The following is a 7,918-nucleotide window of genomic DNA, read 5'->3' as shown; positions in this document are numbered from 1 at the left end:
GATAATGACACAGGCAATCCAGGCCTGCATAAACCCTAAAGACACCAGCATCACCAATGTTGAAGAAACCAGAAGTTTATCTGCCATGGGATCAAGAATTTTACCTAATTTTGTAACCAGCCCTTTTGTTCTGGCAAGATATCCGTCAAGATAATCTGTAATGGCTGCGGCAGAAAAAAGTACTGCTGCACTGAATGTTGTAATTTTTGTTTCAACCATTAAGAGTATCACAATCACAGGGACTGCAACGATCCTGGATATGGTCATGAAATTGGGTGTCAGGACAATTTTTTTTACTTTATCAAACCCGGCCATCTTAAATTATCCGTTCTTTTTATTCCAGTCTGCCATAAAGGCGTCAATTCCTTTATCCGTCATATGATGGGACGCAAGTTTTTTCAAAACAGCGTAAGGGATGGTGGCAATGTCAGCACCCAGAAGGGCTGAATCCAGCACATGGAGTGGACTTCTGATACTGGCCACTATAATCTGAGTATCAAAATCATAATTGGCATAAATTTGAACCATCTCTTCAATCAGCCCCATTCCCTCCTGGGCAAGATCGTCCAGCCGGCCGACAAAGGGGCTTGCAAATGTGGCACCTGCTTTGGCCGCCATCAATGCCTGAAGGGCTGAAAAAACCAGTGTTACATTTGTTTTTATCCCTTCATCCGAAAGGGTCTTTACGGCCTTTAAGCCTTCAACCGTCATGGGAATTTTAACGGCAATATTATCTGCTATTTTTGCAAGGTCCCTGGCTTCTGTTACCATGCCGTCATACTCAAGACTGATAACTTCCGCACTTACCGGACCTTTCACGATTTTACAAATCTCAGCGATAATTTCTTTGAACTCTCCGTCTTCCTTTGCAATCAAAGAAGGATTCGTTGTGACCCCGTCAACCATGCCCATATTGTTGGCATCTTTAATCTGGTCAATATTAGCCGTATCTATAAAAAATTTCATTTCAATTCTCCTTATCCAAAAGGATAACCTTCTGGGTTTCTTGTTTTTCTAATTTTTTTAACAATTCATCTGACCGTAAATTTAAAACCGGATGAATCGTATGTGCTCCTATATCACAAATGGGTATTAATACAAAACACCTTTTGTGCATTCTGGGGTGTGGAATTTCAAGGTGTTCAGTTTTGAGAATCAAATCATCATAATAAATAATATCCAGATCAATGATTCTGGGGCCGAACCTGAAGGCCTTGCCCTCCTTATCCAAATCTTTTTCCACCGTCTTTAAAACAGCCAGCAGCTCCTGCGGGTCCAACAGGGTTTTTATTTTCAAGGCTGCGTTTATAAACCAGTCCTGATTCGTATAATTTTGCGGCTGGGTTTTATAAAAAGGCGACACACCAGCCACATCAATCTTATCCTGATTTCGTAAGAGGCTTATGGCATTTTTCAGGTTCTTTTTCTTGTCACTAATATTAGAGCCGATACTTAAATAAACACTATGCCGATCCATCATTTATACTCAAACTGAACCGTTTTTGAATACTCGCTTCTCATATCGTTATCGCCTGTTGCCTGAACCCTGAAATAATATTTAAATCCCTTTTCTATCCGGGTATAAAATTCCATGGATGGCATGGAGACGACACCAATTGTTTTAAACTCAAAGGGACATCCTTCACAAGCTTCAAATGTTTTTTTGGCCATGAATATTTCAAAGCCTTCGGGTTTTACAGCAGCCGTTTCAGTGTCAATCTTATGGTTCCAGGAAAGCGTAATTTCCTTATCGCCGGGTGTATATTTTAAATCAAATGGTGCGGCAATTTTCTGTCCTTTTGTTTCAGGAGGCAATGGAGGGCCTTTTTTACCGCATCCTGAAAAAGCCAGGAGGATGATACTGAACAATATCATTAAGGACTGAATGACGGCTCTCTTATTTTTCATTATACTCCAAGCTCCCCTGCTGCTTTGTTTACAGCCTTTTTAACATTATCAAAACCGGTTCCCCCATAGGAGATCCGTCTTGAAATCATTTTATCGATGGTAATAAACCCATAAACATCTTTTTCAATCAAATCACTTAACTCTTTATACTCTTCAAGGGTCAGGTCATCTAATTCCTTTCCCTTATTCAAAGCATAGGCAACCGCTTGTCCTGCAATGGAATGGGCATTCCGGAAAGCCATTCCTTTTGAAACCAGGTAATCGGCAAGATCTGTTGCATTTAAAAATCCCTGTTTGCAGGCATCAACCATTCTGTTTTTATGGATTTCTATATTTTCAAACATCCGGGTATAAACATCCGTACAGATTTTGAGCGTATCCACTGTATCAAACAAAGGTTCCTTGTCTTCCTGCATATCCTTATTGTATGCCAGAGGCAATGACTTCATCAGAGTGAGAATACAGACAAGGTTGCCCACAACCCTTCCGGTTTTACCCCTTACAAGCTCTGCCACATCAGGATTCTTCTTTTGGGGCATGATACTTGATCCTGTGGTAAAAGAATCTGAAATACTAATAAAAGAAAACTCAGACGAAGACCAGAGAATCAATTCCTCGGAAAGCCTTGAAAAATGGATCATGGTAATGGATGCATGGGAGATGAACTCCATGACAAAATCCCGGTCTGACACCGAGTCAATGCTGTTGTCTGATACTTTTGAAAAAGACAGTACCTCTTTTGTGAATTCACGATTCAAGGGATACGTCGTACCGGCAAGTGCTGCTGCACCCAAAGGCATGACATCAATTCTTTTAAAGCAGTCTTCAAATCTTGCAATATCCCGTTTGAACATTTCGTAATATGCCATCAGATGGTGGGAGAACAATACCGGCTGCGCCCTTTGAAGGTGAGTATATCCGGGCATGATCACATCCAGATGCTTTTGGGCCATTTTAACAAGGGCTTTTTGAAACCCGACCAAAAGATCAATAATTAATCTTGTCTCTTTTTTCAGATAAATTCTGACATCCAGGGCAACCTGGTCATTCCTGCTTCGTCCGGTATGAATCTTTTTTGCTACATCCCCGGCAACTTTTCCCAATGCATCTTCAATATGCATATGAATGTCTTCAAGGCCTGCTGAGAACTCAATTTCATTGTTCTCAATCTGCTCTTTTACTTTTCCAAGCCCTTCAATAAGGGTATCTGCCTCATCTTGAGTAATGATGGATTCTTTGGCCATCATTTTCAAATGCGCAATACTTCCTTCAATATCACTGCCGTAAAGCCTTTTATCCACATCTATGGACGCATTAAATTTTTCAACCAGTTCATCCGTGCTCCGGGAAAATCTACCCCCCCATAGTTTTTCATTCATCGTTCAATCCTTTTTATGGGGTCAGTTTTAATGGGGTCAGGCTTTCCTTATTGTGGTTATTGAGTTCAATAACCACAATAAGGAAAGCCTGACCCCAGCTATTATGACCCCGACTATATTAAGCTTTCCAGAATGGCTTTATGCATATGTCTTTTGTTTTCTGCCTGGTCCCAGAACACACTGTTTTTTTCTTCAAGAACATCTTCGGCAATTTCTTCACCCCGGTGAGCCGGCAGGCAATGCATGGCCAGCACATCATCCTTTGCCCCGGACAAAAGACGTTTATTTACCTGAAATCCTTTAAAGGCAATAATCCGTTTAGACAATTCGTCTTCATCCCCCATGCTGGCCCAGACATCCGTATAGACCACATCGGCATTTTTAACCGCCTCTTTGGGATCATTTGTAAATTCAATGTCGGTTTTCGATTTTACCGATGCTGACTCAATGATGTCGGGGTTAACCCTGTAATCGTCCGGACAGGCCACAACCAGATCAAGCCCAAGAACACTTGCCGCATTGATCCAGGAATTGGCCACATTATTTCCGTCTCCCACCCAGGCAATTCGAATATTTTTGTATCCGCCCTTATGTTCAATAATGGTCATGAGATCACTTAAAATCTGGCAGGGGTGAAATGAATCGGTAAGTGCATTGATCACCGGTATGGTTGAACTTTTCGCAAACTCTTCCACCAGAGCATGATCAAAGGTTCTCATGGCAAGGCAGTCAATATATCTGGAAAGAACCCTTGCCGTGTCCTTGGCCGGTTCATTTCTGGAAATCTGGGTATCCTGGGTACTCATGTAGATGGGATGACCGCCAAGCTGGATCATTGCTGTTTCAAACGCCACCCTTGTCCGGGTGGATTTTTTATCAAAAATCAGCCCCAAGGTCTTTCCGGATAACAATTTATCAAAGATACCCCTGGCATATCTTTCCTTTAACTGAATCGCCCGTGCAAAAAGGGTTTCAAAATCCTCTTTTTCAAGGTCCAAAAGAGATAATAAATCTTTTTTCAAAACAAGTTGTCTCCTAAATTACAACAGGCTGTCCAATACAAATATCAGCCTGTCAATGTCACTTTCTTCAATAATCAAAGGTGGTGCAAACCTTAGAACTTTATCCTGAATTCCATTTATTATAAAGCCTTTTTCCATTAATTCCTCAACAAAAAAGGCCGCACCCTTGTCCTTTTCCTTTCCGATTTCTAAACCGAGCAAAAGGCCTTCTCCCCTGACATCCACAACTCTTGAATGTTTTTCTTTCAGTTTTTCAAGTTTATCCTTAAAATATTGGCCTTTTTGACAGACCCGATCTAAAAACGTTTCTTCACTGATAATATTCACCACTTCCAGAGCGGCTGCCGTGGCAAGCGGTGTTCCCCCAAAGGTTGTGGCATGACTGCCAAAATCAAACCCGGTTGCCGCGTCCTGAGTTGCCAGCATGGCACCGATGGGAAGTCCATTGCCAAGCGCCTTTGCAAGGGTCATAATATCCGGCGTTACATCGTAAAATTCATGGGCAAAAAGCGTCCCGCACCTTCCCATGCCGCACTGGATCTCATCAAAAATCAATAAAATTCCCTTATCATTACAAAGCTCTCTGACCGCTTTCAGATAAGCAGGGTCTGCCGGGATGATGCCGCCTTCGCCCTGAATCGGTTCAAGCATGACAGCACAGACTGTTTCATCAATTTCATTTTTCAAGGCATCCATATCATTAAAGGGAACATAAGAAAATCCATCCAGAAGCGGATAAAACCCTTCTTTAATTTTGTCCTGTCCGGTGGCGGTTAAAGTAGCCATGGTCCGTCCATGGAAGGATTGTTCCATGGTAATAATTTTAAACCGGTTCTTATCCCCTTTTTTCTGGAAATACCGCCTGCCAAGTTTTATGGCCGCTTCGTTGGCCTCTGCACCTGAGTTTGCAAAAAATACCCGGTCGGCAAAACTTTTCTCACACAATTTCGATGCCAGGTCTGCCTGGGGCAGGGTATAAAAGAGATTGGATACATGGACAAGGGTTGCCGCCTGCTTGCTTATCGCTTCTGTGATTTCAGGATGGCAGTGCCCCAGACTGCAGACCGCAATCCCGGCTAAAAAATCTGTATATTCTTTCCCATCCTCATCCCAGAGAGATGTTCCCTCCCCCCTGACAAAGGCTTTGCCTTGTCTTAAATAGGTTTGAAATACAAAATTGTCTGTTTTTTTAATCGAATCCACGCTTAACCCTCTTATATTTAAAAATTAGTCCGCAAAGACCTGGGTACCAATACCGGAATCGGTAAACAACTCGAGCAATACGGCATGGGACAGTTTCCCGTTGATGATGTGGGACTTTTTTACACCGTTTTTCACCGCATCCAAAGCACATTCAACCTTGGGGATCATTCCGCCTTTAATCTGGCCTGCCTCAATCATTTTTTGAATAGCTGCCGCATCCATGGAAGAAACCAGTTTTTTGTCCGTATCCAGCACACCATCCACATCGGTTACAAGTATCAGGCGTTCTGCATTCAAAGCTGATGCTACTTTTGATGCAACAAGATCGGCGTTAATATTATAGGTTTCACCATTTTTGCCAACCCCCACCGGTGCAATAATGGGAATAAATCCTTTGGCCGTCAGGGTATGAATAATATCAGGATTAATGTTTGACACATTGCCAACCATGCCGGGATCTATGATTTCAGGCGGTTTGTTTTCATCTTCCTGATAAAAAATGGTCATTTTCTCTGCTGTAATCAACATCCCGTCTTTCCCGGTCAGGCCAACAGCTTTTCCTCCCTGCCGATTAATTCCTGCAACAATATCCTTATTGACCTTGCCGCCTAAAACCATCTCAACAACATCCATGGTTTCATCATCGGTATATCTCATGCCCCGGACAAATTTAGACGTAATCCCCATGGAATCCAGCACTTTATTGATCTGGGGACCGCCCCCGTGAACAACAACAGGATTCACCCCGATATATTTTAACAAGGTTATGTCATTGGCAAAATCCTTTTTCAGATTTTCATCCACCATTGCATGACCGCCGTATTTGACTACAATGGTCTTACCGGAAAATCTTTTTATATATGGTAACGCCTCAATGAGTATGTCAGCAACACTGTTTGTCATAGGATATACCTTGTTAAATCTTCGTTTTCAACAATGTTCATCAATTGTTTTTCCACAAAAGATGCATCAATTACAATCTTTTTTTCTTCTATATCAGGCGCTTTAAAAAGAATATCCTCCAACAGTTTTTCCAGAATGGTATGAAGCCTTCTGGCACCGATATTCTCTGTTGTGGAATTGACTTCCACAGCAATGGCTGCAATCTTATCAACCGCACCTTTTGTAAATTCAATTTCTACACCTTCTGTTCTTAACAGGGCAATGTATTGAAGCACAAGTGCATTTTTAGGTTCTGTTAAAATTCTTGTAAATTCATGGGCACCCAAAGAGTCAAGTTCCACCCTTATGGGGAACCTTCCCTGAAGTTCCGGGATCAGGTCTGACGGTTTTGAAATATGAAATGCGCCTGAAGCGATAAACAGGATGTGATCTGTTTTCACAATGCCATATTTTGTCGGCACTGAACTGCCTTCAACAATAGGCAGAAGATCTCTTTGAACCCCTTCTTTTGAGACTTCAGGCCCATAACTTTTTTCTTTACCCACGACTTTATCGATTTCATCTATAAAAATAATCCCGGACTGTTCCACCATGATTACAGCATCTGTCTTTACCTGCTCCATATCCACAAGATGGGCCGCTTCTTCCTGGGTCAAAAGTTTTATGGCATCTTTAATCTTTACCTTGCGGCGCTTGGTGTTCTTGGGCATCAGGTTTCCCAGCATGTCCTTGACATTAATGCCCATCTCTTCAATGCCGGTATTGGAAAAAATTTCAACCATGGGAGAGGATTGAGCCTGCACCTCAAGGTCAATCTGTCTTGAATCCAGCTTTCCACTCCTGAGCATTTTTCTCAGCTTTTCCCGGGTGGATGCTTTGGACTGACTTTCTTCATCTTTCTGCCCGGTCGCAATGATGTCAATGTCATTTGAAATGACAGCACCGGTTTGGGAAGACGGAGGGAGCAAAATATCCAGAATCCTTTCTTCGGCAATTTCAGCAGCTTTTCCCTGAACGTCTTCCTGTCGCTTTGTCCTTAAATTATTTACCGTCAATTCCACAATATCTCGGATCATGGATTCAACATCCCTGCCGACATATCCGACTTCGGTAAATTTTGAGGCTTCCACCTTATAAAAAGGAGAATCCGCTAAATTGGCAAGCCGTCGGGCTATCTCTGTCTTTCCCACACCCGTAGGACCGATCAATATAATATTTTTCGGAGCGATCTCATCTTGAAGATCCTTGTCAAGCTGCCGCCGCCGCCACCTGTTTCTAAGAGCAATGGCAACTGATTTCTTGGCATCATTCTGACCAATAATATATTTATCCAGCTCTGTAACAATCTGTTCTGGTTTTAAATCTTTCATTGTTTCTCCAAGGTGGGGTCACCCATTAAAAGGTCCTTGTCAAGAGAATAAACTCATCCATTACAAAAAAAGTTGTTTTTTTGTCAAGTTGTACTGTCCACGTGCTCTAATTGTACTCTTTGCCTGTTGATTA

General features: G+C 42.2%; 9 protein-coding genes. All 9 read right to left on the bottom strand.

The window, feature by feature from the left end; translation table 11 throughout:
• Positions 1–315, bottom strand: a 315-nt coding sequence (locus HGJ91_RS08950) for a CDP-alcohol phosphatidyltransferase family protein (RefSeq protein ID WP_291347377.1), incomplete at its 3' end; no start/stop codon positions are given.
• A gap of 6 nt (positions 316–321) precedes the next feature.
• Positions 322–966 (bottom strand): fructose-6-phosphate aldolase, encoded by a 645-nt coding sequence (gene fsa / locus HGJ91_RS08945; RefSeq protein WP_291347376.1) that lies wholly within the window; start codon positions 964–966, stop codon positions 322–324.
• Between the two features lies 1 nt (position 967).
• On the bottom strand, positions 968–1,480 hold the full coding sequence (folK, locus tag HGJ91_RS08940; protein ID WP_291347375.1) for a 2-amino-4-hydroxy-6-hydroxymethyldihydropteridine diphosphokinase: 513 nt from the start codon (positions 1,478–1,480) through the stop codon (positions 968–970).
• Positions 1,477–1,908, bottom strand: a complete 432-nt coding sequence (locus HGJ91_RS08935) for a hypothetical protein (RefSeq protein ID WP_291347374.1) — start codon at positions 1,906–1,908, stop codon at positions 1,477–1,479. Before HGJ91_RS08935 ends, folK begins: the two co-directional genes overlap by 4 nt.
• The gene (gene argH / locus HGJ91_RS08930) at positions 1,908–3,287 is read right to left on the bottom strand and encodes an argininosuccinate lyase (RefSeq protein WP_291347373.1); all 1,380 of its coding nucleotides are present in this window, start codon (positions 3,285–3,287) and stop codon (positions 1,908–1,910) included. The genes HGJ91_RS08935 and argH overlap by 1 nt, the downstream gene beginning before the upstream one ends.
• Before the next feature lie 113 nt (positions 3,288–3,400).
• Entirely contained in the window at positions 3,401–4,309 is a 909-nt protein-coding gene (gene argF / locus HGJ91_RS08925) for an ornithine carbamoyltransferase (RefSeq protein ID WP_291347372.1), read from the bottom strand.
• Positions 4,310–4,327: 18 nt separating this feature from the next.
• The gene (locus HGJ91_RS08920; protein ID WP_291347371.1) at positions 4,328–5,512 is read right to left on the bottom strand and encodes an aspartate aminotransferase family protein; all 1,185 of its coding nucleotides are present in this window, start codon (positions 5,510–5,512) and stop codon (positions 4,328–4,330) included.
• A gap of 24 nt (positions 5,513–5,536) precedes the next feature.
• Positions 5,537–6,415, bottom strand: a complete 879-nt coding sequence (gene argB / locus HGJ91_RS08915) for an acetylglutamate kinase (protein ID WP_291347370.1) — start codon at positions 6,413–6,415, stop codon at positions 5,537–5,539.
• Positions 6,412–7,785, bottom strand: coding sequence for an ATP-dependent protease ATPase subunit HslU (hslU, locus tag HGJ91_RS08910; protein WP_291347369.1), 1,374 nt, complete (start codon positions 7,783–7,785; stop codon positions 6,412–6,414). The genes argB and hslU overlap by 4 nt, the downstream gene beginning before the upstream one ends.
• Positions 7,786–7,918 lie beyond the last annotated feature (133 nt).

This window comes from Desulfobacula sp., assembly GCF_014237455.1.
Classification (GTDB): Bacteria; Desulfobacterota; Desulfobacteria; order Desulfobacterales; family Desulfobacteraceae; genus Desulfobacula.
Note: the sequence above shows the minus strand (reverse complement) of the source record. Positions and strands in the feature narration are given on the sequence as shown.

Excerpts from the sequence above, each read along its gene's own strand:
- HGJ91_RS08935 (WP_291347374.1), bottom strand. The coding sequence starts at position 1,908 with ATGAAAAATAAGAGAGCCGTCATTCAGTCCTTAATGATATTGTTCAGT.
- fsa (WP_291347376.1), bottom strand. The coding sequence starts at position 966 with ATGAAATTTTTTATAGATACGGCTAATATTGACCAGATTAAAGATGCC.
- argB (WP_291347370.1), bottom strand. The coding sequence starts at position 6,415 with ATGACAAACAGTGTTGCTGACATACTCATTGAGGCGTTACCATATATA.
- hslU (WP_291347369.1), bottom strand. The coding sequence starts at position 7,785 with ATGAAAGATTTAAAACCAGAACAGATTGTTACAGAGCTGGATAAATAT.
- argH (WP_291347373.1), bottom strand. The coding sequence starts at position 3,287 with ATGAATGAAAAACTATGGGGGGGTAGATTTTCCCGGAGCACGGATGAA.
- folK (WP_291347375.1), bottom strand. The coding sequence starts at position 1,480 with ATGATGGATCGGCATAGTGTTTATTTAAGTATCGGCTCTAATATTAGT.